The organism is Clostridium sp. HMP27 (genome assembly GCF_000765165.1).
GTDB lineage: Bacteria > Bacillota > Clostridia > Clostridiales > Clostridiaceae > Clostridium_AK.
In genome coordinates this window covers 81,623-105,845 of the sequence record NZ_JMFY01000012.1, presented here as the reverse complement: position 1 = coordinate 105,845, position 24,223 = coordinate 81,623, and the positions used below count along the sequence as shown (strand labels likewise).

25 protein-coding genes and 1 tRNA gene are annotated in these 24,223 nt (G+C 31.6%); 8 read left to right on the top strand and 18 right to left on the bottom strand.

Features of this window, described 5'->3' with window-relative positions:
* Positions 1 to 48: 48 nt before the first annotated feature.
* The 6 genes from DP68_RS05890 to tsaD form a co-directional block, all read right to left on the bottom strand.
* A complete protein-coding gene (locus tag DP68_RS05890) occupies positions 49 to 1,017 on the bottom strand; it encodes a dipeptide ABC transporter ATP-binding protein (RefSeq protein ID WP_035307396.1) in 969 nt (322 codons plus the stop codon).
* A gap of 2 nt (positions 1,018 to 1,019) precedes the next feature.
* Positions 1,020 to 1,997, bottom strand: a complete 978-nt coding sequence (locus DP68_RS05885) for an ABC transporter ATP-binding protein (RefSeq protein ID WP_035307394.1) — start codon at positions 1,995 to 1,997, stop codon at positions 1,020 to 1,022.
* A gap of 11 nt (positions 1,998 to 2,008) precedes the next feature.
* Entirely contained in the window at positions 2,009 to 2,899 is an 891-nt protein-coding gene (gene nikC / locus DP68_RS05880) for a nickel transporter permease (protein WP_035307392.1), read from the bottom strand.
* A 16-nt stretch (positions 2,900 to 2,915) separates the two neighbouring features.
* Positions 2,916 to 3,920, bottom strand: a complete 1,005-nt coding sequence (locus DP68_RS05875) for an ABC transporter permease (RefSeq protein ID WP_035307390.1) — start codon at positions 3,918 to 3,920, stop codon at positions 2,916 to 2,918.
* A 145-nt stretch (positions 3,921 to 4,065) separates the two neighbouring features.
* The gene (locus tag DP68_RS05870) at positions 4,066 to 5,637 is read right to left on the bottom strand and encodes an ABC transporter substrate-binding protein (protein ID WP_035307389.1); all 1,572 of its coding nucleotides are present in this window, start codon (positions 5,635 to 5,637) and stop codon (positions 4,066 to 4,068) included.
* Between the two features lie 444 nt (positions 5,638 to 6,081).
* Positions 6,082 to 7,107 (bottom strand): tRNA (adenosine(37)-N6)-threonylcarbamoyltransferase complex transferase subunit TsaD, encoded by a 1,026-nt coding sequence (tsaD, locus tag DP68_RS05865; RefSeq protein ID WP_035307387.1) that lies wholly within the window; start codon positions 7,105 to 7,107, stop codon positions 6,082 to 6,084.
* A gap of 214 nt (positions 7,108 to 7,321) precedes the next feature.
* Here tsaD and DP68_RS05860 point away from each other — a divergent pair, with 214 nt between their 5' ends.
* Positions 7,322 to 7,942, top strand: coding sequence for a RusA family crossover junction endodeoxyribonuclease (locus tag DP68_RS05860; protein ID WP_035307386.1), 621 nt, complete (start codon positions 7,322 to 7,324; stop codon positions 7,940 to 7,942).
* A 33-nt stretch (positions 7,943 to 7,975) separates the two neighbouring features.
* Here DP68_RS05860 and DP68_RS05855 read toward each other — a convergent pair whose 3' ends face one another.
* Complete coding sequence (locus DP68_RS05855; protein ID WP_035307385.1) at positions 7,976 to 9,241, bottom strand: FAD-dependent oxidoreductase; 1,266 nt, start codon at positions 9,239 to 9,241, stop codon at positions 7,976 to 7,978.
* A gap of 186 nt (positions 9,242 to 9,427) precedes the next feature.
* Between DP68_RS05855 and DP68_RS05850 the strand changes: the two genes are divergently transcribed.
* Positions 9,428 to 9,503: transfer RNA gene (locus DP68_RS05850), tRNA-Trp, on the top strand.
* Between the two features lie 134 nt (positions 9,504 to 9,637).
* Here the strand turns inward: DP68_RS05850 and DP68_RS05845 are convergent.
* From DP68_RS05845 to DP68_RS05835, 3 genes are all read right to left on the bottom strand, one after another.
* A complete protein-coding gene (locus DP68_RS05845; RefSeq protein ID WP_035307383.1) occupies positions 9,638 to 10,015 on the bottom strand; it encodes a hypothetical protein in 378 nt (125 codons plus the stop codon).
* Positions 10,016 to 10,389: 374 nt separating this feature from the next.
* Positions 10,390 to 10,770: a zinc-ribbon domain-containing protein gene (locus DP68_RS05840; RefSeq protein ID WP_035307381.1), complete on the bottom strand. Its 381-nt coding sequence runs from the start codon at positions 10,768 to 10,770 to the stop codon at positions 10,390 to 10,392.
* A gap of 7 nt (positions 10,771 to 10,777) precedes the next feature.
* The gene (locus DP68_RS05835) at positions 10,778 to 11,686 is read right to left on the bottom strand and encodes a metal ABC transporter substrate-binding protein (protein WP_035307379.1); all 909 of its coding nucleotides are present in this window, start codon (positions 11,684 to 11,686) and stop codon (positions 10,778 to 10,780) included.
* A gap of 141 nt (positions 11,687 to 11,827) precedes the next feature.
* On the opposite strand from DP68_RS05835, the gene DP68_RS05830 reads away from it, so the two are divergent.
* The 4 genes from DP68_RS05830 (at position 11,828) to rimI (ending at position 14,787) form a co-directional block, all read left to right on the top strand.
* On the top strand, positions 11,828 to 13,078 hold the full coding sequence (locus DP68_RS05830) for an HD domain-containing phosphohydrolase (protein WP_035307377.1): 1,251 nt from the start codon (positions 11,828 to 11,830) through the stop codon (positions 13,076 to 13,078).
* Between the two features lie 92 nt (positions 13,079 to 13,170).
* Complete coding sequence (gene tsaE, locus DP68_RS05825; protein WP_035307375.1) at positions 13,171 to 13,629, top strand: tRNA (adenosine(37)-N6)-threonylcarbamoyltransferase complex ATPase subunit type 1 TsaE; 459 nt, start codon at positions 13,171 to 13,173, stop codon at positions 13,627 to 13,629.
* Positions 13,626 to 14,339 carry a tRNA (adenosine(37)-N6)-threonylcarbamoyltransferase complex dimerization subunit type 1 TsaB gene (tsaB, locus tag DP68_RS05820; RefSeq protein WP_035307373.1) on the top strand — a complete coding sequence of 238 codons (714 nt, stop codon included), beginning with the start codon at positions 13,626 to 13,628 and terminating at the stop codon, positions 14,337 to 14,339. Before tsaE ends, tsaB begins: the two co-directional genes overlap by 4 nt.
* Positions 14,305 to 14,787 carry a ribosomal protein S18-alanine N-acetyltransferase gene (rimI, locus tag DP68_RS05815; RefSeq protein ID WP_291547581.1) on the top strand — a complete coding sequence of 161 codons (483 nt, stop codon included), beginning with the start codon at positions 14,305 to 14,307 and terminating at the stop codon, positions 14,785 to 14,787. The genes tsaB and rimI overlap by 35 nt, the downstream gene beginning before the upstream one ends.
* Positions 14,788 to 14,958: 171 nt before the next feature.
* Here rimI and tyrS read toward each other — a convergent pair whose 3' ends face one another.
* The 3 genes from tyrS to DP68_RS05800 form a co-directional block, all read right to left on the bottom strand.
* On the bottom strand, positions 14,959 to 16,179 hold the full coding sequence (gene tyrS, locus DP68_RS05810; RefSeq protein ID WP_035307371.1) for a tyrosine--tRNA ligase: 1,221 nt from the start codon (positions 16,177 to 16,179) through the stop codon (positions 14,959 to 14,961).
* 413 nt (positions 16,180 to 16,592) lie between these two features.
* Entirely contained in the window at positions 16,593 to 17,030 is a 438-nt protein-coding gene (locus DP68_RS05805; RefSeq protein WP_035307369.1) for a hypothetical protein, read from the bottom strand.
* 219 nt (positions 17,031 to 17,249) lie between these two features.
* Complete coding sequence (locus DP68_RS05800; RefSeq protein WP_035307367.1) at positions 17,250 to 18,398, bottom strand: RNA-binding domain-containing protein; 1,149 nt, start codon at positions 18,396 to 18,398, stop codon at positions 17,250 to 17,252.
* Positions 18,399 to 18,737: 339 nt separating this feature from the next.
* Between DP68_RS05800 and DP68_RS05795 the strand changes: the two genes are divergently transcribed.
* A complete protein-coding gene (locus DP68_RS05795) occupies positions 18,738 to 18,899 on the top strand; it encodes a zinc-ribbon domain-containing protein (protein ID WP_035307364.1) in 162 nt (53 codons plus the stop codon).
* Between the two features lie 150 nt (positions 18,900 to 19,049).
* On the top strand, positions 19,050 to 19,202 hold the full coding sequence (locus tag DP68_RS19435; RefSeq protein ID WP_186428922.1) for a lmo0937 family membrane protein: 153 nt from the start codon (positions 19,050 to 19,052) through the stop codon (positions 19,200 to 19,202).
* 134 nt (positions 19,203 to 19,336) lie between these two features.
* Here DP68_RS19435 and DP68_RS05790 read toward each other — a convergent pair whose 3' ends face one another.
* The 5 genes from DP68_RS05790 to arsB form a co-directional block, all read right to left on the bottom strand.
* Positions 19,337 to 20,929, bottom strand: coding sequence for a peptide chain release factor 3 (locus DP68_RS05790; protein ID WP_035307361.1), 1,593 nt, complete (start codon positions 20,927 to 20,929; stop codon positions 19,337 to 19,339).
* A 333-nt stretch (positions 20,930 to 21,262) separates the two neighbouring features.
* Entirely contained in the window at positions 21,263 to 21,490 is a 228-nt protein-coding gene (locus DP68_RS05785; protein WP_035307357.1) for a thioredoxin family protein, read from the bottom strand.
* Positions 21,491 to 21,546: 56 nt separating this feature from the next.
* The gene (locus tag DP68_RS05780) at positions 21,547 to 22,563 is read right to left on the bottom strand and encodes a permease (RefSeq protein ID WP_035307354.1); all 1,017 of its coding nucleotides are present in this window, start codon (positions 22,561 to 22,563) and stop codon (positions 21,547 to 21,549) included.
* 36 nt (positions 22,564 to 22,599) lie between these two features.
* Entirely contained in the window at positions 22,600 to 22,947 is a 348-nt protein-coding gene (locus tag DP68_RS05775; protein WP_035307351.1) for a metalloregulator ArsR/SmtB family transcription factor, read from the bottom strand.
* Positions 22,948 to 23,128: 181 nt separating this feature from the next.
* Positions 23,129 to 24,199 carry an ACR3 family arsenite efflux transporter gene (gene arsB, locus DP68_RS05770; protein WP_035307348.1) on the bottom strand — a complete coding sequence of 357 codons (1,071 nt, stop codon included), beginning with the start codon at positions 24,197 to 24,199 and terminating at the stop codon, positions 23,129 to 23,131.
* Positions 24,200 to 24,223: the final 24 nt, after the last annotated feature.

Below are 24,223 nucleotides of genomic sequence, written 5' to 3'. Positions count from 1 at the left end.
TGACAAAAATACAGAAAGCCGACCTCTGTCGACTTTCACCTTAGAATATTAACTATTATACAAGTGGCAGGCTACACTATGTCTTTCCTCAATCTCTATCATTTTAGGTTCCTCCACCTTACATATATCCATGCACTTAGGGCATCTAGTATGAAACCTGCAGCCAGACGGAGGGTTTAAAGGACTCGGTACATCTCCCTTTAATATAACTCTTTCCTTTTGCACTTTAGGATTAGGCACAGGAATTGCAGAGAGAAGCGCCTGAGTATATGGATGTTTTGGAGCATCATATAATTTCTTATCATTTGCTATCTCTACAAGTTTTCCTAAATACATTACCCCTACTCTATTACTAACATGCTTCACAACATTTAAACCATGAGCTATAAAGAGATATGTTAAATCGAATTCTTTTTGAAGATCATGTAGCAAATTTAAAACTTGAGCTTGTATAGAAACATCCAGCGCTGATACTGCCTCATCACAAACTATAAGTTTTGGATTTACAGAAATTGCTCTTGCTATTCCAACCCTTTGTCTTTGTCCACCACTAAATTCATGAGGATATCTGTCTTTATGATAGCTTGCAAGTCCTACGTAATTTAATAGATTTAAAACTCTTTTTTCTATTTCTGTGCTTTCTGCTATCTTATTTATTTTCATAGGCTCAGCTATTATATCTCCTATTGTCATTCTAGGATTTAAAGATGCATATGGATCTTGGAATATTATTTGTATATTTTTACTTAGACTTCTTTTATCTCTTTTGCTTAGCTCTCTTATATCCTTACCTTCAAATAATACATTACCGCTGGTTGGATTCATCAAATTTACAAGCATTCTGCCAGTAGTAGATTTACCACAGCCTGATTCTCCTACTAAGCCTAAGGTTTCTCCTTTATATATATTAAAACTTACATCATCCACAGCTTTAACATATCCCTTATTGCTGCTCAAAAATCCAGATTGCACAGGAAAGTATTTCTTTAAGTTTTTTACTTCCATCAAAAGTTCCATAGTTATACCTTCCCCCTTTCTTTGCTACTATACAAAAAGCATCTTACTTGTCTTCCATTTTGATCTATCAGAGGAGGCTCTTTTGATGTGCATCTCTCACTACATTTACTACATCTACTACTGAACGCACAACCTTCAGGCATTTCTAAAGGATTGGGAACCATCCCAGGTATCATAAATAATTTTTCACACTCCTCATCTATCTTAGGAATAGAATTTAACAATCCCTGGGTATATGGATGCATTGGATTTTCAAAAATTTCATCTACTGTTCCATTTTCAACAACCTTTCCACAATACATGACTACAACCTTATCAGCCGTTTCTGCAACTACCCCTAAATCATGAGTTATTAAAAGTATTGATGTACCTAGTTTTTCCTTAAGCTTAACCATTAAATCTAATATCTGAGCTTGTATTGTAACATCTAGTGCAGTAGTTGGCTCATCTGCAATTAAAAGTTCTGGATTACAAGTAAGAGCCATAGCAATCATTACACGCTGCCTCATACCTCCACTTAATTGATGGGGATAATCCTTAATCCTCGTTTCTGGAGAAGGTATTCCTACTAATTCAAGCATCTCTATTACTTTCTTTTCTGCTTCTTTTTTAGATAGCTTCTCATGCCTCATAATAGATTCAGAAATTTGTTTTCCTACAGTAAATACAGGATTTAATGATGTCATAGGCTCCTGGAATATCATGGAGATCTTATTCCCTCTTATATCCTGCATTTCTCTTTTGTTTTTATTTAATAAATTTTCGCCCTTAAATAATATCTCTCCATCTATAACTTTTCCCGGAGGACTTGGTATAAGCCCCATGACGGATAAAGAAGTAACACTTTTACCACTGCCGGATTCTCCAACAATTGCTACAACTTCTCCTTTACCTATACTAAAGTCCACACCATCAACCGCATTTACAAGTCCGCCTTGTACCTTAAATTGAGTTTTTAAATTCTTCACTTCTAGCAACATTTCAATCACCTCTATTTTTTAGACCTTGGATCTAATGCATCCCTAAGTCCATCTCCAAATAAATTAAAAGCTAATACGGTAATAGTAATAGCAATACCAGGGAACAATATTATATGAGGAGCGTTATAAAAATATCCTCTTCCTGCTCCAAGCATGCTTCCCCATTCGGCAAAAGGAGGCTGAACTCCTAGCCCTAAAAATCCTAAAGCTGCAGTATCTAAAATAGCTGAAGACACTCCGAGTGTTGCACGTACTATTATAGGGGACATAACATTGGGTAAAATATGCTTAAATATAATATTAAAATCGTTATTTCCTATTACCCTTGCCGCTTGAACATATTCACTTTCTTTAACTGATAGTATGCAACTTCTAACTATTCTCGCATACTCAGGTATTGTAACAATACTTATTGCAATTACAGCTTTATCTATTCCCTTTCCTAATGCACTCATAAATGCTATAGCCAAAAGCAATGATGGAAAAGCTAGTACTATATCCATTATTCTCATTAATAACATATCTATTTTCCCACCATAATACCCAGCTAGTGCACCAACTACGGTTCCAATACTTAATGCAATAGCAACTGATGTTACCCCTACCCTTAAAGATATTTTTGTTCCATCTATAATTCTACTTAATATATCTCTTCCTTGTTCATCGGTTCCAAATATATGTGCGGCCGATGGGGCCTGCAAGCTTTTTGAAAGCTCCCCTACGTAAGGATTATAAGGCATAATAAACTTTCCAAATAAAGCTACTAAAGTTAATAATAAAATTATAATCAATCCCACTAGAGCCGCTTTATTCTTTATAAGAACACTGAATGTATTTTTAAAATATTTATATTTTTCTTCACTTTCTTCAACTCTGCCATTTAATTCTGCATTAGTCTCCATTTATAATTACCTCCTATTACGAATATTTTATTCTAGGGTCTAAATATGCATATAGTAAATCTACTATCAAATTTACAAGTACAAATACAATCGCTAAAATCATTACAGCTCCTTGAACCACTGGATAATCTGATTTCATTATGGCATCAATTGTATAACTCCCAACCCCTGGCCAGGAAAAAACTGTTTCAGTAAGTACAGCACCCCCAAGAAGAGAACCTAATTGAAGTCCTATTACTGTAGTTATAGGAATTAATGCATTTCTCAGTGCATGCTTAAGTATTACAACTTTTTCAAATAATCCCTTAGCTCTTGCTGTTCTTATATAATCCTGCTTGACAATTTCAAGCATTGTAGATCTTGTCATGCGGGCTATAATTGCAGTAGAATAAGAAGCTAACGCTACTGCGGGTAACGTTAAATGCATGAGTGCACTTTTAAATGCAGCCATATTTCCAGTTATTAAACTATCCAAAAGATAAAACCCTGTAACATGAGCAGGTTCCATACCTATTTGTATTCTTCCCGATACAGGAAGCCAATGAAGTTTAACTGAAAATAATACTATAAGCATAAGTCCAAGCCAAAATATTGGCATAGAAACTCCAAGCAATGCTCCTATCATACTAAGGTAATCCACAATAGAATTTTGTTTTACTGCAGATATTACTCCTATAATCACCCCAACTATAGAAGCAATAATAATAGCTGCCAAAGCAAGTTCAATAGTCGCTGGAAATCTTGCTAGAATTTCTCCTGTAACTGAAGTCTTAGTTATGAGCGAATTTCCTAAGCTCCCTTTAAATACACCTCCTATAAAATCAAAATATTGTAAATATAGGGGTTTATTTAACCCAAGCTCTTCTCTTAAGTTTGCTACCTGCTCAGCTGTAGCATGTTGTCCTAATATAATACTTGCAGGGTCTGTTGTAAAAACATGCATTACTAAAAACACAAGTATTGATACCCCAAGTATTACAGGCAGTAATAGTGCTAATCTTTTAAGTATATACTTTAGCATATCTTTGGCCCCCTTCTATAATATCCAATGTATAGTCACTAATAATATGTAGTGGTTTATAATTTGTAATAAAATCGTAGCTTTCTACAAATTATGCCTATGTAGAAACCCCGTGGCTAAACGGGGTTTCTTAATCTTGTGTTAATTATTTTTCTACATCCTTTAAGAATACGACTCCTGTTGGATGAAGTTCAAAGTTTTTAACCTTTGATGAGTAAGCTGCAATACTTTTTGCATAGGATATTGGAAGCCAAACTGCCTCTTCATCTACTATCTTTTGTATTTCTTTATAAATATTATTTCTCTCTTCTCCATTTGGAGTTTTTCTTCCCTTTATAAGAAGTTCATCTACTTTAGGATTGTTATATCTAGCAGCATTTAAAGTAGATTTTATTTCTTTTGAATCAAATAATGATAAGAAGTTGTCCGCATCTCCATTATCTCCATTCCATCCATAGAATAGTATATCTCCTTCTCCTTGAGCTATTTTTTCTTTGTATTCCTTCCATGGATAAACATCAATTGTAGCCTTTATTCCTACTTTTGATAAATAGTTTTGGATGGCTTCAGCTAACTTTTGTCCATTTACTGGATTATATGGTCTAGGATTTGAGTAAGTAATCATTTTAACTTGTAGATTTTCTTTTCCCGCTGCCTTCAATAACTCTTTTGCTTTTTCTGGATTGTACTGATAAGACTTTAACTTATCATTAAACCCTGGCATAAATGATGGCATTGGAGTATATGCTACATCCGCAAAACCTTGATATAAATATTTAACAAGTTCTTCTCTATCTATAGCATAACTTATGGCTTGTCTAAGTTTAACATCATTAAATGGCGCCCTAGATGTGTTAAATGCCATATAATTTATATTCATTCCTTGTTCATTGAATAATTCCATCTTGCTGTCTGTAAGTTTTTTAATATCATTAGGATCAACTCCATCTATTATATCCACAGACCCTGTCATAAGTTCACTTGCACGTACTGAATTTTCCTTAGTAAACTTAAATACTACTTTATCTGATTTGGCTTTTTCTCCCCAATATTCAATATTTTTTTCTAAAGTTACTGCTTCACCCTTTTTCCAAGATACAAATTTAAACGGTCCTGTTCCTACAGGATTTTCATTTAAGTTGCCGTTATTCTTCTTTATAGCATCAGGACTTGCCATTGGTGCCGCAAGACTCATTGCAAGGTTAGCCAAGAAAGGAGTATACGGTTCCTTTAATGTAACTTTCACTGTATATTCATCTACTTTTTCAACCTTCTCCACTGGGGCAAAAGTAAATGAGGCATATGGCATATCATCTTTTGCTTGAGGTGGGATTTGTCTGTCTATATTAAACTTTACTGCATCTGCATTAAATGGTGTTCCATCATGGAATTTCACTCCTTGACGTAGTTTAAATGTATACTCTTTTCCATCATCACTTATCTTCCATTCTGTTGCAAGACATGGCTCTACCTCTGTTGACCCCTCTTTATATTGAAGTAATCCTTCATACACATTTACAATTATCTTAGCTGATTCTCCATCATCAACATAAGCTGGATCTAATCCTCTAGGATCAGAACCCTGAGCATAAATAAGTGTTTTCGGAGCAGAAGCATTTCCACTAGTTGTCTGTTTATCTCCTCCCCCACATCCTGCTAGAAGCGTTGTTGTTATAACCATACTGGTTATCAATAATGCTAGTACTCTTCGTTTCATTTTTTAGAAGCCCCCTTCATTTTTCTTAAACTTGAATAATACTTTAAAACTCAATCTTTTACTCCTCTGATTTAAAACATTAAAGCATTTAGTTTTTAGCATATTTAATACATCTCAATTATGTTTATGCACAAAACTATTAAAACAATTAACCACCTATAACCCTTTACCACCAACGCATTACCATTGATTTATGTAAATTCAAATCATAAGCCGATTATTAATTTTTATTATTTTCCATTATAGACCCATTGACTAAAAATTGCAATTTTGAAAATCCCAAATTTCACTTTTTATAGTTAATGTAATCAATTTCATTTAGAAATTCTTAACATTTTGTACCTAATTTATCCTTTTAGTTTTCGTATTGAATTCACTTGTTTTTTCACTAAGGATTCTGCAACTAATTTAACAAAAAAATAAAAAAGCTGCAAAACAGCTTTTTTATCTTTGCCCTAATTTTAAATTTGGCACTGCATTTAACTCCATGGAAGATACCCTTCCCTTTAAAAACTCAAAATACGCTGAACTTCCTATCATGGCAGCATTGTCTGTGCATAGTATAGGTTCTGGAAATAACACCTCTATATCATTTTCACGACCTCTATTAATTAAGGTACTTCTCAAGCATGAGTTAGATGCCACTCCTCCTGCTACTGCTATTTTGTTTACTTTTTTAATCTTGCAAGCTTTCATTGCATTATCAACTAGAAACTCAACTACTGCCTTTTGGAAAGATGCTGCCACGTCAGCCTTATTGATCTCTTCACCTTTCATTTCCATAGAATTTAAATAGTTTAAAACTGCAGATTTTAATCCACTAAATGAAAAATCCAAGGATGTATCATCATGAAAGTTTGCTCTTGGAAATTTTATTGCATCTTCATTTCCTTCTTTAGCAAGCTTATCAATTTTAGGTCCACCTGGATATCCTAATCCTAACGCCCTGGCTATCTTGTCATAAGCTTCTCCTGCTGCATCATCTCTAGTTTGACCCATTACTTCAAATTCACCGTAATCTTTCATATATACTACAAATGTATGCCCCCCTGATACTACAAGACACACAAAAGGTGGCTCCAAATCTTTATGCTGAATAAAATTTGAACTTATATGACCTTCAATATGATTTACTCCAATAAGTGGTTTATCCAAAGCAAAAGCCAATGCCTTAGCATATTGAAGACCTACAAGCAATGCCCCTACAAGACCTGGTCCATACGTAACACCTATTGCATCTATATCTTCAAATGTAATGTTTGCTTTATCTATTGCCTCCTTAGCCACTGCACCAACTACCTCAATATGCATTCTTGAAGCTACTTCAGGAACAACTCCTCCAAACTTTTTATGTGTATCTATTTGAGAAGCTATAACATTTGAAAGTACATCTCTTCCGTTTACCACTACCGCTGCAGAAGTCTCATCGCAGCTACTCTCTATAGCAAGAATTTTAATTTTATTCTCCATACTTTTACCTCTCTTATATTTCAATTATTAGATATATTTAAATTTGTTTTCATTTTAAATTTTATATTGTAAGTTCAATAAATTATTATACTTTATTAGTACCTTATAATCAAATATTTGTATCGATGGAACTTATTATGCTATTATTAAATAAGATTTCATTTCAATATTGAAATTTATTGTACATAAATTATATAAACAAAAGGTGATTAATATGAATAAGTATGCCAAGGTTATAGTAAAAGGTTCTCCTATATCCAAATCGAACTTTAAGCTATCAAATTTAAAGGGACGAGCAATTTTACCTTATAATTCAGGGAAATACCATGATAGATACGCCCTTTATGAAGAAGAAATTGCCTATGCTGCTAGAATTCAAAATCCTCATATAGTACTTACAGAAGCATTAATTGCAGTCCTCAAGGTTTATTATAAAAGTCAAAAAAGACATCCTGATACAAACAATATTACTAAAAGCATTTTTGATGGTATAGAAAAAAGCGGATTAATTATAAATGATGCTCAGATCAGAAGACTTATAATAGAAGAATATTACGATAAAGAAAATCCTAGATTTGAACTAGAATTATTTGCTGAAAGTATATATACCATGAGATATGATATATGCAAAAAGGGAACCAATGACATACCAATAGAATATGAACTTCCTTCTAATAAAAAGAACCTAGGTAACTCTGCTAAAAAAAATATCCCCTCACCCAATAATTTAACTTCTTGTAACATATGCGGAAAAGGAATCACTGCTGAAAATTCTATTTCAGCTAATAAAGGGAAAATGCTTATATGTAAAGAGTGTCTAAAAAAACTTTTTTAGACACTCACTTTAATATTTATAGAAACTTAACTTCTACTCTTCTTCTACATTTATAGTAATCTTACTGCAATTTGGATGCTTTAAAAACATATCCTTTGTTACCTTTAATATTTCCATTTCTCCTGGTGTAAGTATTTCCTTTTCAATACGCTTCTCTAGCAAATCATCAAAATAAATATCCATATGGCTATTCTTAAATACATTATTTACTCTAAGGCTTAATTCAACATATTCTTCTACATTTTTAACATTTATATATTTAGGTACCGTATATGCTACGCCTTTACCTGATACTATTTCCGTCACATCTTCACCATTTTGAAAATTCATCCCCATTACATATAATGCTGCATTTTTTCCAGCTATGTGACTTTCCATACTTACATTATCCACTAGGTCATGTACATGAAGAACATTCCCACAAGCAAATATACCATCTATATTAGTTTCTAAGCTTTCATTTACTATAGGACCTCCTGTAATTTTAGAAAGTTCAACTTCCGCTTTTCTCGATAGTTCATTCTCAGGCAAGAGTTCTACAGATAAAAGTAACGTATCACACTCAATAAATTCTTCTGTCCCTTTTAAAGTTCTCCCATTTTCATCTACCCTTGCTATGGTAACTCCTTCAAGACGGTCTCTTCCTTTTATATCTATAACTGTATGACTTAACTTTAGAGGAATGTCAAAGTCATCAAGACATTGTACAACATTTCTCTTAAGCCCTACAGGATAATTCATAAACTCTACTACAGCCTTAACATCGGCTCCTTCAAGAGTCATCCTTCTTGCCATTATAAGCCCTATATCTCCAGAACCCAAAACCACAACTTCCTTCCCAGGAAGATATCCCTCAATATTTACAAATCTTTGCGCCGTTCCTGCAGTAAATATCCCTGCACATTTACCACCTGTTATATTTAATACTCCTCTTGGCCTTTCTCTGCATCCCATAGCCAGCACTACTGCCTTTGCCTTTATTTCTAATATGCCTTCATCTGGATTCACAGCACTTATAATCTTATCCCTACTTAAATCTAATACCATAGTATTTAGCTTATATTCTATATTTGATTTTTCTATCTTATTTATATATCTTTGTGCATATTCAGGACCTGTGAGTTCTTCCTTAAATGTACGAAGTCCAAATCCATTATGTATACATTGATTTAAAATTCCTCCAAGCTCATTTCCTCTCTCCAGTATAAGGATATCTCCTACCCCTTCTTCCTTTGCAGAAATTGCAGCTGCAAGTCCTGCTGGACCTCCACCTATTATAACAATATCATATTCCTGCATAATTTAATTCCTCCAATTTAAAGTAGCTCTTTAAAAGCCTATTCTATAGTAATTTTTAACAAATACATTTTATCATTATGATTTATAGGTTTCAAGAAATACTCTTGTAAAACTAACATATATAATTATTATATAAAAAAGTGTTGACATATTCCCTCCTTGATGATACAATAATCTTCGTAATGAAGGGGTATAGCTCAATTGGTAGAGTAGCGGTCTCCAAAACCGTTGGTTCCGGGTTCAAGTCCTCGTGCCCCTGCCAGATATAATATAGAAGCGCTTAAAATAAAAAGTTCTAATAGATTATAAAATCTACTAGAACTTTTTATTTGCTTTTATTAGTATTTTCTTAACCGCTTATAAACCAAAGCAGCTAAAGATTCTTTGTTTATATCGTTATACTTCTCCAAATTCAATTTCATGTTCAAGTATTTCATTAATACGTTTTTCAATTTTATCAAGGTCAAAGTCAGCTTCCTTCTTAATGCTCTTTCTAAGCATGGGTCCTATTTGTTGCACATCATCTCGTATATCGTATAAAAGTTCTAAAGCTGCTGCTGCTTCGAGTTCACTTCTTGGTACTTCCACCATACTTGCTAGTATGGAGTTTTCAGTCCTAGAGGCTATTATTGGAGATCTAACTTCCTCTACATGTACCACAGTTCTTCTTCCAGGGCCTCGCTCATCTTCTATACGTTCTAAGCTAATAATTTTATCAGATCGAGCAAATTTCCCATAACCTAATGCTACCATTATACCTTCTTTAATTTCCATCAAAATCACCTCCTACTTTTAAAATTTCTAATAAAGTGTAGCTTCATAAACACTTCTTACATTCTAACTGTAATTACTTCATGCTGTTCTTATTTTCGTTAGCATTCTAATCATTATTCAAATCCACATATAGGTTCCCTAAAGTATCTACTTGGGCGATCATTACCTTGGAGTAATCATATATATTCTGTTCTGCAAGCTTAAATGTATCTTTTCTCTTAATTTTCTCATAAATTCATTAGAATTATTCCTAGACTTTAACATATTTTTAGTGTACTTCTAAAGGTTCTAGTTTATACCCTTATTCTGTTATCTTTTGAGCAAAAAACAGATAAAGCTAAGCATTGTCGCTTAGCTAAAATTCTTAACATAATCTATAACTTGTGTCCACAATGTGGGCAGTATTGAAATCCCGTTTCCATCTCTCTTCCACAATTACTACATCTAATAAGTGTTGTATAATTTTCTCCCCTAAACATAGGATTTAAATCCACATCATTAATTACTGGATTTTCACCTACCTTTAGTCTTTCTCCAAGCTCCTTAGGTATTTCAAAAACCGCAGTGCAGCTTCTGCATTTTAAATAATATCCATAGTTCCACTTAAATATAGGTATAAAAAAGAAATGAAAAAAGTTATATTTTTCTATAAGCTCATATGTAGTCATTCTTTCGCAATCTTTACAAACCATATTTTGAATATTTCTTATTTCCTTATGCTTTTCTTCAATTCCAAATACACCTATAAAAAACATAATTAAATCACTCTTTCTTTACTTTAATTTTTTTCAGGTTAGATAAGTTATTTTTTAATAGATCTATGTAAGTAAAGTTTTCCTCGTATACATGTATCTTTACTGGATGCATATTATATTTTTTTATTATTTCCTCGTTTTTCTTTAGTTCTTCATTATTATTATACATAAATAAAATATTTTCTTCGGCATTTAGTTTTTCTTCTAAATCCTTATCATTCTTAATAGTTAATGAATTAATACTCTTTAATCCTACATATTTTATAAAGTATTCCAATTCCTCTTCGCTAAAAAATATTACATTTCCCTCAAGTTCTTTTGAAATTTTTTTAAAATCCTTCTCATAAGGCTCTATTTTTTTTAAATGCTCCATGAAATTTTTTTCGTAATAATCATTATTTCGAGGGTCCTTATCCTGTAATGCATTTTTAATATTTAAAATAGAAATTTTATAATTATCTATATTAAGCCAGTAATAAGGATTATCTTTTATTGTTCTCTTACCATATTTTTTTTCTTTATTATAAGCTATAAGTTTTACACCTCTAGAAGCACTTGTGACTCCTAATTTATTTTTGCTTAAACTATCTATGAAATCCTTGTCCCAAGGCTCTAACCCTACTCCATTATATATAAATAAATCCTGTTTCGAAATGTTACTTAAGCTATCATCTGTATATTTAAAATTCATGCCTTGTGAGGGATCTTTAAACATATAACTCACATAGTGTCTATCTTTAGTTAATTCTACTGTCATATTATATATAAATTTATTTGTAGTTACTATATTTAACAAGACTTGTTCTTCTTTTTCTATAGGCTTCTTCCATTCATTATTAATTGTACTCTCCACAGGAGTACAGCTATATAAAAACGCTGCCATATATAAAATTACTACATAAAATAATTTTTTCAATTATTTCACCTCTTAATGTATACATATATTTAATATATATTTTACCTAAAGTATCCATATAATGCAAAGATGTATTTACTTAGAATAACTTACAGGTTATTATAAAATAAGTTATTAATTTAAGAAAGGATGTTTATAATTATGAAAATAAATATGAACAAAATTATAAGAGCACTTTCTTTGGCATTAGATTTGGCTCAGATGAGCGCATTAGATGACAATAACAATAATATTATTATAGAAGAAGTATCTAATATCAATTATTCCAAACATGCAATTACAAATCATTCAAAACGAGTATGTTATATAAGTTTGGAGATAGCTCACTCTTTACATTTAGACTACTCAACAATAAAAGAATTATACATTTCTTCTTTACTTCACGATATAGGAGCTTCAAATTTCTTTAGCCAAAGTCATTCTAACCCTAATTTTATAAAGGATCATTGTACAATAGGCGCACAAATAACTTGCGACTTTCCTAAGCTTGATAATTTAAGTACTTTTATATTATATCATCATGAAAATTATGATGGTACAGGCCCTATGAAATTAAAAGGTAATGATGTTCCTTTAATAAGTCAAATAATAAGACTTTCAGATCTACTAGATCTTTTATATGATAACTCTAAACCTTGTTATATGCAAAAAGAGTTTATGTCTAGCTGGATAAAAAAATATACTAATGTGATTTTTTCTCCTGATTTAGTTCAAGCATTTTTAGAATGCTCCAGTAAAGATTATTTTTGGTTTAACTTAGCTAATATTGATCTTATGGATATTACAATAAGAGACCTCTTGCCTAAATTTGATATATACTTAAATTTAGATGAATTTGAAAAAATAGCTCATATTTTTGGAAATATAATTGATAATAAAAGCAATTTTACCGCTCGTCATTCTAAAGGAATATCTGAACTTGCTTATAATGTATCTAAACATATAGGTTATAGTAATGAAAAATGCCAGAAAATGAAAATTGCGGGATTGCTTCATGACATAGGAAAACTTGCTACCCCAAATGGCATTTTAGAAAAGAACGGTTCACTAAGTACAGAACAGTTTTGTATAATAAAATCTCATGTTTATTACACTAAAGTTATCTTAGATAAAATAGAAGTTATACCGGATATAAGTGATTGGGCTTCTAATCATCATGAAAAATTGAATGGAAAAGGCTATCCACGAGCTTTATCTTCAAATGAACTTTCAGAAGAGAGCAGAATAATGGGAGTATGCGATATTTATCAAGCTCTCACTGAAGAACGTCCCTATAGAAAGAGCTTATCTGATAAAGAAGCTTTTTCTATTATGGACGACATGGCAAAAAATAATTTCATATGTAGCAAAGCAATATCTTATTTAAAAGAAGCAGTAGCTTGTATAAAGTAATATTGCATCTATATATTTTACGCTTAAGTTTTCTTTTTTAATAAATTAGGATAAAATATTATAATAAAGGATATTAGAAAGTAGGTTTTTTTATGGAATTTATATGCAAAAATATAGAAGATACCTTTAAAATAGGTAAAATGATAGGAGAACTTTGTAACCCTTCTGATATAATTTGCCTAAATGGAGACTTGGGTACTGGGAAAACCCATCTAACTAAAGGTATTGCTGAGGGCTTAGAAATAGATGATAATATAACAAGTCCTACATTTAACATAGTAAATGAATATGATGGCCGATTAAAACTATATCACTTTGACGTGTATAGAGTAAACGATCCAGATGAAATTGCAGCAATTGGTTTTGATGAATACATATTTGGTGAAGGTGTAAGCGTAATTGAGTGGTCTAACCTTATAGAAGAACTTATTCCTGATGAACACATTGAGATAAATATTGAAAAAACTTCCGGAGATGATATTCATAAAAGGAAAGTTTCAATTACCTATGTTGGCAAAAGATATGATTACATAAAGGAGATTAAACTATGAAAATTTTAAGTTTAGATACAGCTACAGAATCTGCAACCTGTGCTATTTTAGATGATACCAAGCTCTTAGGTGAAATAATCTTTAACTATAAAAAGCAGCATTCAGTTATTACGATGCCAATGATTGAGTATTTGCTAAAAAGCTTACATTTATCTATAAAAGACATAGATGGCTTTGTGGTTTCCAAAGGCCCTGGTTCTTTTACAGGTCTTCGAATTGGAGCCGCAACCATAAAGGGGCTAAGCCAAGGCACAGGTAAACCCTTTGTTTCTGTATCTTCTTTAGATGCACTTGCAGGTGCTATGGCATATACTAATGGTATAATATGCCCTATACTGGATGCCTTAAGAGATAATGTTTACACTGCCTTATATAAGTTTGAACAAGGCAATTTAACACAGATCTTAGAGCATTCAGCTATTTCATTAAAAGAGTTACTAGAAATAATAAAAAACAAAAATGAAGATGTATGTTTTATAGGAGATTGCACAGATAAATTTAGAGATGAAATTTTATCTCAAATTCCAAATGCCAATTTTGCTCCTGCAAGTTTAAATGTGGTAAGAGCATCTTGCATAGGAGAAATAGGGATGTCCCTTCTAAAAGCTGGTATTTACGAAGATATTTACAGCTTTGCTCCTATATATCTAAGAAAGTCTCAAGCTGAAAGAGAATATGAAAGGAGAAATTCTTGTAATAAAGATGAATAATAACGAAATTGAAATTAGAGTAGCCGATCTCGAAGACATTTTTTCTATATATGAAATAAGTACGCTATGCTTTCCAATATCCTGGAGTATAACTTCTATTAAAGGAGAACTAACATCTAATACCCATGCAAGATACGTGGTAGCCGTGGAAAATGATATTGTGGTAGGCTTTGCAGGACTTTGGATTATAGTTGATGAAGGCCATGTCACAAATATTGCAGTACATCCAGATTTCAGACGTAAGGGAATTGGAACTTTATTAATGGATAAGTTAATGTTCATAAGTAAAAATGAAAACCTAATAGGTCTTACCTTGGAAGTTCGCAAATCCAATTTATCTGCTCAAAATCTTTATAAACAATTTGGCTTTATAGAAGAAGGCGTTAGAAGAAACTATTACAGCGATAATGGCGAGGATGCCATAATTATGTGGAAACACTATATCTAAATTATAGTGCATATTTAATAATTAGTACTTAATAAAAAGCAAAAAATCGGACGTGATCCGATTTTTTCATTAATGCTTTGTAATAAGTTTTCACACCTTATTTGTATGAAATTTACATCTGGTAAAATGAACCTTTCCCTAGATGTAAATTTCATGCTTCAAGGAATCCATCTATTCAATTACTATTCTGTTATAATTTTTCTTTCCTCTTTTCACTATCATAGCTCCATCTTTAAAATCTTCTTCGGTAACTATTCTAGCTGCATCTGTAACCTTTTCATCGTTTATACTAAGTCCACCCTGCTGAATTAATCTTTTAGCTTCACCTTTAGAAGGTAATACTTTAGTTTCAACAAGTATATCTAATATACTTAAGTTTAACTTTTCTCTAGTTATAGTTGCTGTAGGAACATTACTCATGTCCTTTCCTGCTCCAAATAAAGCTTCTGCAGCTGACTTCGCTTTAACTGCTTCTTCTTCTCCATGGATAAGCTTTGTAACTTCAAAAGCTAGAACCTTTTTTGCTTCATTTATTTCTGCACCTTCTAAGGCTCCTAGTTTTTTAACTTCATCCATAGGTAAAAATGTTAATAATGCTAAACACTTTTCTACGTCTGCATCATCTACATTTCTCCAGTATTGATAAAACTCATATGGAGTAGTTTTTTCCTTATCAAGCCACAATGCTCCCTTTTCAGTCTTACCCATTTTCTTTCCTTCACTATTAGTAAGCAAAGTACAGGTCATGGCATATGCTGCCTTACTTTCTTTTCTTCTTATAAGGTCAGCTCCAGCTAACATATTGGACCACTGATCATCTCCGCCTAACTGCATAGTACAGCCATATCTTCTGTTAAGCTCTAAGAAATCATATCCTTGCATTAGCATATAGTTAAACTCTAAGAAAGAAAGTCCTTTTTCTAATCTTTGCTTAAAGCACTCTGCTGTAAGCATTTTATTAACTGAAAAATGCACCCCTATTTCTCTTATAAATTCCACATAGTTCAGTTTTAGCAGCCAATCTGCATTATCAGCTAAAATTGCCTTATCATTACTGAAATCTATAAATCTTGATAATTGACCTTTTATACTCTGTACATTTTTATTAATGGTCTCTTTATCAAGCATCTTTCTCATATCTGTTTTACCTGAAGGGTCTCCTATCATTACAGTACCGCCACCTACAAGTGCAATAGGTCTGTGTCCTGCTCTTTGCATATGTGCCATCATCATCATGGGAAGAAAGTGTCCTATATGTAAACTATCTGCTGTGGGGTCAAAACCTATATAAAATGTAACCTTTTCCTTTCCCAATGCTTCTTTTATTTCTTCTTCATGAGTTAATTGTTTTATGTATCCACGTTCCATTAGTACATCAAATACATTGCTCATTAAGCTTACCTCCTTATTGCTTAGTTTAATATCCCAATTTTTATATATGTATAGTATATATATAAATGAAATTTTTATCAACCTTATCAAGTGATTCTTAGGTTTAGGTGGAGTTTGCTTATAAGGAATATTTGCTCCATCTGAACCTTAGAAGAACTTATCCAGGCGCGTATCAGTGCTTATCCCTGTTAGCAATAGCATCGATCGGAGAAAAAACCTTAGGGCTGAATTAATTTTCAGCCCTAAGGTTTTCTCCAATATTTTAACATAAAAAGTATCCCATTCTTAAACCTTATTTGCAACTTAGAAATATTGATTTTCAATCAAAACATACGTTTACATTATATATGAACTTAAAGTAATTTTCTCCCCTATTAACTAAAAGTAATTTTCTCATCCATCAGCTTAAGTTATTAAGCATACACTAAATCATTTACATACAAATCACTCATGTATTTTCTCATACACTCAGGAATATTTTCTTCCTCATTAACACTTATATAAAAGTCTACGTTATAATCTTCACTTAACTGTTCTAAGTGATAAAACAAATGTGCCGCACTATCCCTATCAAGATTTACAACATTAAATAAGCCATCAACGAAAATGGTGTCAATATCGTAATCTTGTGACACTATGCCGCACAAAAATCCATAAAAATTCTCATAGTTTTTAATTTTAAAATCGCAGGTTGGTATAAATCTTATCTGTCTGTGTAATTCAAATAGAGCCCTTTTGTCATCGTCAATATAAACAATGTGTCCTTTTTCTGTCTCAACTTTGCTGTTTGCCATTTGTATCAATGCTTTAGTCTTACCTGATCCTCTCTGGCTGCAAAATACTTGAATCATGATTACCACCCCTAACTATATTTTTTAGGTTTTTAGGTTACCTGTAACTAAATTATATAATACAAGAAATATTATTTCAATACAATTGACTGAATATTTTAAAAACATTTTTCTACCTTTATTTACTTTTATTTTTCATGTATTATACAACCATTTTCAGCACCTATTTACGCCTTATATTATTACTTATTATTATTATATCCTTGCCGAAATATTCCGTTACTTATAAAATTTAGTTCCTGGATAAATAATTTTAAACTTCTCTTCTTTTAAAGAATTTACGAAACTCACTCTAGCTTTGCCCTTAAATTGTGCCTTAATTCTTGCAAAACCTCTTCCTGAATTTAAAAATCTTCCTTTATCATCTAAGGTTATAAGCTTTTCATAAATCCACATGTTTCTTTTTAAAAAGCTATGATTATTTTCTAAATGTTTAGACAATAGATTTCCTGGACTATTTAAAATTATGTTATTTGATTCTATAATTACTTCTATTTCTGTATAATATAAAGCATAATTCCTGTATAATATGGCATTGCTTAATCCCTCATATATAGCCTTAACTGGATATGTCTTAGGAAGTATCTCTCTTATTACATCTTCACCTTCATCTAACATGGAGAGTAGATCTCCTTGAATCACCATGCTCTCTGGAAAATTCTTATTTACTTTATTAATTATTTTTATCATACTGTGAGGCGCAAACAAGTAACTCATTCTAGAAAATACTAATACTCCTCCTAAAGTTAAAACATATTTATTCATATCTCCATCAAAATTTATTATTGATGCACCTTCCATAAGTTCTATTCTATTATTATCATTTGATTCAATTCCTTTAAACATAAAATACTTATCTACTAAAGAATTATCTATGCAGTCTAAAGTACTATTTACAATTGGACAAAGTTCTAAATTTAAACTTAAGTTTTCTTGAAGGGCTGATATAATTTCCTCTTTTCTCATAGTATCTGTAGTAGATCCTCTTCTTATATAAAAAGCTCCAGTTTCTCTAATTTGATAAGGTTTTTGTGGCCCATCATATATATTTATTATAGCTATCCTCTTATTTTCTATATCTACGAATTCTAAATTTATTGGTATAGGGGGCTCACATCTTGAGCTTACTATTTGTTGAATTTGTTCTTCACTGTATTTATACTCATCACCTATTCCGATAATTTTCTTTGTTTTATCTTCTACTCCTATTATTAAGTATCCTCTTCCACCTTTGGAATTTGCTATAGCACATATATCCTTAGCTAATTCCTTTCGTGAACTTTCCATATCTAGCTCTAATTTTTGCTTAAAATCTAGCTTTATTCCTTCGCCTTTTTTTATTAAATTTATAAGCCTTTTCTTATCCATATATACCCTCTTAACTCACCTTATAAATTACTATAAATATATTATAACATATATATTACTTTAATTTTTAATTATGAATCCTGAATTTTTAATGCATAATTTATTGGTTATTATCTTGCCCAAATTTCTTAAAACATTGCCAAAATATGCAGTTTAAAATTGCATAACTTTACTAATCCTAGTTGTTTTTTTATTAAATTATGCTATAATATTTTTTAGGAGAGCTTCTCCGGTTTTAATAAGGAAGGTTAATTTATTCAGATAGATATCTCCTTTATCGTAGGAGGATTATCCGTGAAAAATTACCCTGTTCCTATGATATTAAGGAGGTTGTTTTAAATGGCAGATAAGACTATCGTATGTAAAGATTGTGGCAAGGAATTCGTATTCACTGAGGGAGAACAGGCTTTTTACAAAGAAAAAGGATTTGAAAACGAGCCAGTAAGATGCCCAGAGTGCAGAAAAGCTAGAAAAGCTAACAGAAACGACAGAAGATACTAAGAAAATATAGAGAAAAATCTCAAAAGAGATTTTTCTCTTTTTTATTTGTTAAGTGCCACCCACATGGCAAGTGGCACGTTGGATAAAACCATAAAATTATGTTAATACTATAAACATGTTATAACCAATAATAAATGTAGAGGTGATTTTATGGGTATTTTAAGATGGATTGGTGGAATTGTAGTTTTATTTTGGATTATAGGTCTTATATTTAGAATTGGTGGTAGTCTTATACACTTATTACTGATAATTGCTGCAGTGATATTTGTGGTAGATGCTTTATTTGGAAGAAGGAAAATATAAACGCAGTATTTTAAGATAATATTGACCCTTCCACATAAAACTTGCATAATTAATGAGCACATCTCAGCAAATTGAGATGTGCTCATTTATAACGAAATCGTGGATTACTATAAGTTATGCAACCCGTTAACTAATTACTCACTCTTACCAATATCGGATAAAACTACTCCTTTATTGTGATCCAACGCCCAGCTTATAGCCCAATCACTTTGGAATAACATTAAGCTTCTATCCTTTAAGTCTTTTACAATCTTAGTATCACTAGTTATACTAAGGGATTCTACATCTATATCAGTATTTTCAATCCATCTTACATATCTAAAAGGAAGTCTTTCCATTTTTATATCTACATTATATTCACTTTTCATTCTATATTCTAATACTTCAAATTGTAGTACACCTACAACTCCAACTATTATTTCTTCTATTCCTATATTTATCTGCTTAAATACTTGGATTGCACCTTCCTGGGATATTTCCGTAATTCCCTTTACAAATTGCTTTCTCTTCATAGTGTCCATAGTTTTAACTCTAGCAAAATGTTCTGGTGCAAAAGTTGGAATGCCCTCAAATTTAAACTTTTTAGGGCTCTTACACAAAGTGTCTCCTATGCTAAAAATACCTGGGTCAAAAACCCCTATGATATCTCCTGCATAAGCCTCTTCTACTATTTCTCTATCCTGTGCTAAGAATTGTTGTGGCTGTGCTAGCTTAATTTTATTTTTGCCTTGAATATGGAATACTTCCATTCCCTTTTTAAACTTACCGGAACATATTCTCATAAACGCAATTCTATCCCTGTGCGCAGGATTCATATTAGCCTGAATTTTAAATATGAAAGCTGAAAACTCCTCTTCGAAGGTATCAACTTCTCCTTGATCTGATTCTCTTGGAAGTGGTGATGTGGATAGATTCAAAAAGTCCTTCAAAAATGGCTCTACACCAAAGTTTGTAAGGGCACTTCCAAAAAATACAGGAGTAAGATCACCTTTTCTTACCTGCTCTATATCAAAATCGTCTCCAGCTATATCTAATAGTTCTATATCTTCTATAAGTTTATCATGAAGTGCACTTCCTAAAAGCTCTTTAAATACTGGGTCGTTTACTTCTCCTTCTAAAGCTTCTACTTGAGTCTGTCCGTGATTACCACCATTAAATACTTCAATTACATTTCTGTTTCTATCATATACTCCTCTAAAATCTGCCCCAGATCCTATAGGCCAATTCATAGGATAGGAACGAATTCCAAGTACGCTCTCTATTTCTTCCATTAATTCAAAAGGATCTCTGCTTTCTCTATCCATTTTATTTACAAATGTAAATACAGGTATTCCTCTTAAACTACATACATGGAAAAGTTTTTTAGTTTGTTCCTCAACACCCTTTGCAGCATCTATAACCATTACAGCACTATCTGCCGCCATAAGTGTTCTATATGTATCCTCACTGAAATCTTGGTGACCTGGGGTATCCAATATGTTTATGCAGTATCCATCATAGTTAAACTGCATAACAGAAGAAGTTACAGATATACCTCTCTGTTTTTCTATTTCCATCCAGTCAGATACTGCATGCTTATTAGCTTTTCTAGCTTTAACGGAACCTGCAAGTCTTATGGCACCTCCGTATAAAAGCAGTTTTTCAGTTATGGTAGTTTTACCAGCATCCGGGTGGGATATGATGGCAAAAGTTCTTCTTCTCTCTATTTCTTTAACTAAATCTTCCACGCAAAACTCTCCTCTTCTTAAACTTGTGAGTATTTCCTACAATATTATAACATTTATTATTTATTTTTAAACCTTAAATATATATTTTCTCATAGTTATATTGTTTCCTATATAATCAATTAGTATCACTCACTTTGAGTTAACTTCATAATCATATATTAAATTAAAGATTAAATACACTAAAAATCACTTCAATATTTGAATAAAAATATAGGATACATAGTAATACTTCACCATGTATCCCTCAAATTATAAATTAGCACATACCGCTGTATTTTTTATAGAACTCCTTTAAAAGTTCTCTTATATCCTATCTTTTATTAGTTAATTTTTCTATAGGTACTTTTTTATTTCATCAGATGTTGCAACTCTTCCCATAATTTTCACCTTTTCATCTACTACAAGTGCAGGAGTTTTCATTACCCCATATTTCATAATATCTTTAATTTCAGTTACCTTTTCAATAGTAGCATCTAATCCCAATTCTTCTACTGCCTTTCTTGCGTTTTCCTCTAGTTTTTTACAGTTCGTACATCCTGTTCCTAAAATTTTAATAATCATAATTTATTCTCCCTCCAAATTTTATATTTTAATGGCTACTTCTAACCATTGAATGTTTATATAAACATATATGAAAATGCGTTAAATAAATATCCTATGATAACTATACCTATTGAAACTATAATTATAAACATCTTTAAAAGTTTAGGTTTTACCACCTTGCTAAGCATAATCATTGATGGTAATGAAAGCGCAGTTACAGCCATCATAAATGATAAAATAGTTCCTACTGGAACACCTTTTGTGAGCAAAGCTTCAGCAATTGGAATAGTTCCAAAAATATCAGCATACATTGGTATTCCTATAGCTGTTGCTAAAATTACAGCAAATGGATTATTACTTCCAACAACCTTTTCCACAACTGATTGAGGTATCCAATTGTGAATTACAGCTCCTATACCAACTCCAATTAATACATATAGCCAAACTTTTCTAAATATATCTTTAACTTGATCCTTTGAATAAGATATTCTCTCTTCACGAGTCATTTCGATTATTTCACCATCGACATTTTCTATATCACGAACATACTCTTGTATTTCATCTTCAAGACCTAACTTATCAATAATACTTCCACCTAACACTGCAAGTATTAATCCTACCACAACATATCCTATAGCAATCTTAGCTCCAAAGAAAGACATTAATATCAGCAATGAGCCTATATCTACAAGCGGTGATGATATTAAAAATGAAAATGTTATTCCAAGTGGAAGTCCTGCTGAGGTAAATCCTATAAATATAGGGATACTAGAACAACTGCAAAATGGAGTAATAGTTCCAAGCAATGCTCCTAATATATTTCCCTTAATCCCCTTTATTCCCCCAAGAATTTTCTTTGTTCTTTCTGGCGGAAAGTAACTTTGAATATAAGATATTATAAATATCAATAGTGATAATAATATAAAAATTTTTATAGTGTCATAAATAAAGAAATGTATACTTCCTCCCAACTTTTCTTTAATAGATAATCCAAATAGATTTTCTATTAACAAGCGCACTAGTTCTGAAAGCCACTTCATTTTTAATATTTGATCATTAAGTAATCCAAATAAACTAGAAATTATACTCATTTTATTCCTCCTATCAGCTTATTTACCATTGAGCTGTTACGCCTGCCCTTTACATGAATCAAGATAAACTTCCGCATAAACAATCTTTTCAATATCCTTCTTCAATGTCTCATAGTCATTAATATTGTCTACAATTTCTTTTAAAATGTTCTCAAGTACCTTATTATTAAAATTTAAGCAATAATATATAAATTGTTCTTTTCTTTCATCTTTAACAAATCCCATATCCCTAAGCTTTGCTAAATGTTTTGATATCTTAGGCTGTGTTTCTTCCATAATGCCGCACATTTCGCAAACACAAAGCTTCTTATGATATAAAAGTACTAAAATTCTTAAACGAGTTTCATCGGATAGTATTTTAAAAAAGTTTATTAATTTCTCCATTGTTCTCACTTCCCTTAAAAATTTACTTGTAATATGTATATATACCCACATGGGTATATATACATATTATGCTTTACATGATATTTTGTCAACCCATTAACTATAAAATTTTATAAACATAAAGCCCTTGGTTTATCCCCAAGGGCTTTGTGTTTATTTTGAATACTATATCAATTATATTTTAACTTCTTAATTTTTCACTTGGAAACCAGTTTCTAGTATTATTGGCTATTTTAACAAGAGTAAGCATTACAGGCACTTCTGTCAAAACACCTACAACTGTAGCAAGTGCAGCACCAGATTTTAATCCAAATAATGATATTGCAACAGCAACCGCTAGTTCAAAAAAGTTACTTGCACCAATCATTCCTGCAGGCGCAGCAATTGAATGAGGTAGTTTCCATGCTTTAGCCCATCCATAAGCAACTGCAAATATTAAGAAAGTTTGAATTGTTAGAGGTATTGCTATTAAAAGAATGTGTAATGGATTATTTATGATTATTTCTCCTTGGAAAGAGAATATAATAACTAAAGTTAATAACAATCCTATAATTGTAGTATTATCAAACTTCTTTAAGAATACATCATTAAAGTATTCTAAACCTTTGTTTGTTATTACAGACTTTCTAGTAAAGTATCCTGCTGCTAATGGTATTACAACAAATAATATAGTTGATAGTATTAATGTTCCATAAGGAACTGTTACATCACTTATTCCAAGTAAAAATGCTACAATTGGGGTAAACGCTATTAATATAATTAAGTCATTTACTGCTACTTGAACCAAAGTATAAGCCGGATCCCCCTTAGTTAAATAACTCCATACAAATACCATTGCGGTACATGGTGCTGCTCCTAGAAGTACTGCCCCTGCTAGATACTCTGTTGCTAAGTTTTCAGGTATAAATGCCTTAAATACAACCTTTAAGAAAAATGCTGCAATTAAATACATTGTAAAAGGCTTAATAAGCCAGTTAGTAACGCAAGTTACTATTAATCCTTTTGGTTTCTTTGTTGCATTTACGATACTTGAAAAATCAATTTTAAGCATCATAGGATATATCATAAGCCATATTAATATAGCCGTTGGTATAGATACATTATAATATTCAAATTTATTAAGGGTATTTGGTATAATTGGCATGAATTTACCAATAAGTATTCCTACAACAATGCACAACGCTACCCAAATAGTAAGATATCTTTCAAATACTCCAAGGGCCTTACCGCCTTCTTTATTTTCAGTAGTCATTTAAAATCCTCCTTTTACCACTCC

Coding starts and splice junctions, on each gene's coding strand:
- DP68_RS05775 (WP_035307351.1), bottom strand. CDS start 22,947: ATGGAGAAATTAATAAACTTTTTTAAAATACTATCCGATGAAACTCGT.
- arsB (WP_035307348.1), bottom strand. CDS start 24,199: ATGACTACTGAAAATAAAGAAGGCGGTAAGGCCCTTGGAGTATTTGAA.
- tsaB (WP_035307373.1), top strand. CDS start 13,626: ATGAAAATTTTAAGTTTAGATACAGCTACAGAATCTGCAACCTGTGCT.
- DP68_RS05885 (WP_035307394.1), bottom strand. CDS start 1,997: ATGTTGCTAGAAGTGAAGAATTTAAAAACTCAATTTAAGGTACAAGGC.
- DP68_RS05890 (WP_035307396.1), bottom strand. CDS start 1,017: ATGGAACTTTTGATGGAAGTAAAAAACTTAAAGAAATACTTTCCTGTG.
- tsaE (WP_035307375.1), top strand. CDS start 13,171: ATGGAATTTATATGCAAAAATATAGAAGATACCTTTAAAATAGGTAAA.
- DP68_RS05855 (WP_035307385.1), bottom strand. CDS start 9,241: ATGCAGGAATATGATATTGTTATAATAGGTGGAGGTCCAGCAGGACTT.
- nikC (WP_035307392.1), bottom strand. CDS start 2,899: ATGGAGACTAATGCAGAATTAAATGGCAGAGTTGAAGAAAGTGAAGAA.
- DP68_RS05870 (WP_035307389.1), bottom strand. CDS start 5,637: ATGAAACGAAGAGTACTAGCATTATTGATAACCAGTATGGTTATAACA.
- DP68_RS05875 (WP_035307390.1), bottom strand. CDS start 3,920: ATGCTAAAGTATATACTTAAAAGATTAGCACTATTACTGCCTGTAATA.
- DP68_RS05830 (WP_035307377.1), top strand. CDS start 11,828: ATGAAAATAAATATGAACAAAATTATAAGAGCACTTTCTTTGGCATTA.
- DP68_RS19435 (WP_186428922.1), top strand. CDS start 19,050: ATGGGTATTTTAAGATGGATTGGTGGAATTGTAGTTTTATTTTGGATT.
- DP68_RS05840 (WP_035307381.1), bottom strand. CDS start 10,770: ATGTTTTTTATAGGTGTATTTGGAATTGAAGAAAAGCATAAGGAAATA.
- DP68_RS05785 (WP_035307357.1), bottom strand. CDS start 21,490: ATGATTATTAAAATTTTAGGAACAGGATGTACGAACTGTAAAAAACTA.
- tsaD (WP_035307387.1), bottom strand. CDS start 7,107: ATGGAGAATAAAATTAAAATTCTTGCTATAGAGAGTAGCTGCGATGAG.
- DP68_RS05845 (WP_035307383.1), bottom strand. CDS start 10,015: ATGGAAATTAAAGAAGGTATAATGGTAGCATTAGGTTATGGGAAATTT.
- DP68_RS05805 (WP_035307369.1), bottom strand. CDS start 17,030: ATGATTCAAGTATTTTGCAGCCAGAGAGGATCAGGTAAGACTAAAGCA.
- DP68_RS05860 (WP_035307386.1), top strand. CDS start 7,322: ATGAATAAGTATGCCAAGGTTATAGTAAAAGGTTCTCCTATATCCAAA.
- DP68_RS05795 (WP_035307364.1), top strand. CDS start 18,738: ATGGCAGATAAGACTATCGTATGTAAAGATTGTGGCAAGGAATTCGTA.
- rimI (WP_291547581.1), top strand. CDS start 14,305: ATGAAAGGAGAAATTCTTGTAATAAAGATGAATAATAACGAAATTGAA.
- DP68_RS05780 (WP_035307354.1), bottom strand. CDS start 22,563: ATGAGTATAATTTCTAGTTTATTTGGATTACTTAATGATCAAATATTA.
- DP68_RS05800 (WP_035307367.1), bottom strand. CDS start 18,398: ATGGATAAGAAAAGGCTTATAAATTTAATAAAAAAAGGCGAAGGAATA.
- tyrS (WP_035307371.1), bottom strand. CDS start 16,179: ATGAGCAATGTATTTGATGTACTAATGGAACGTGGATACATAAAACAA.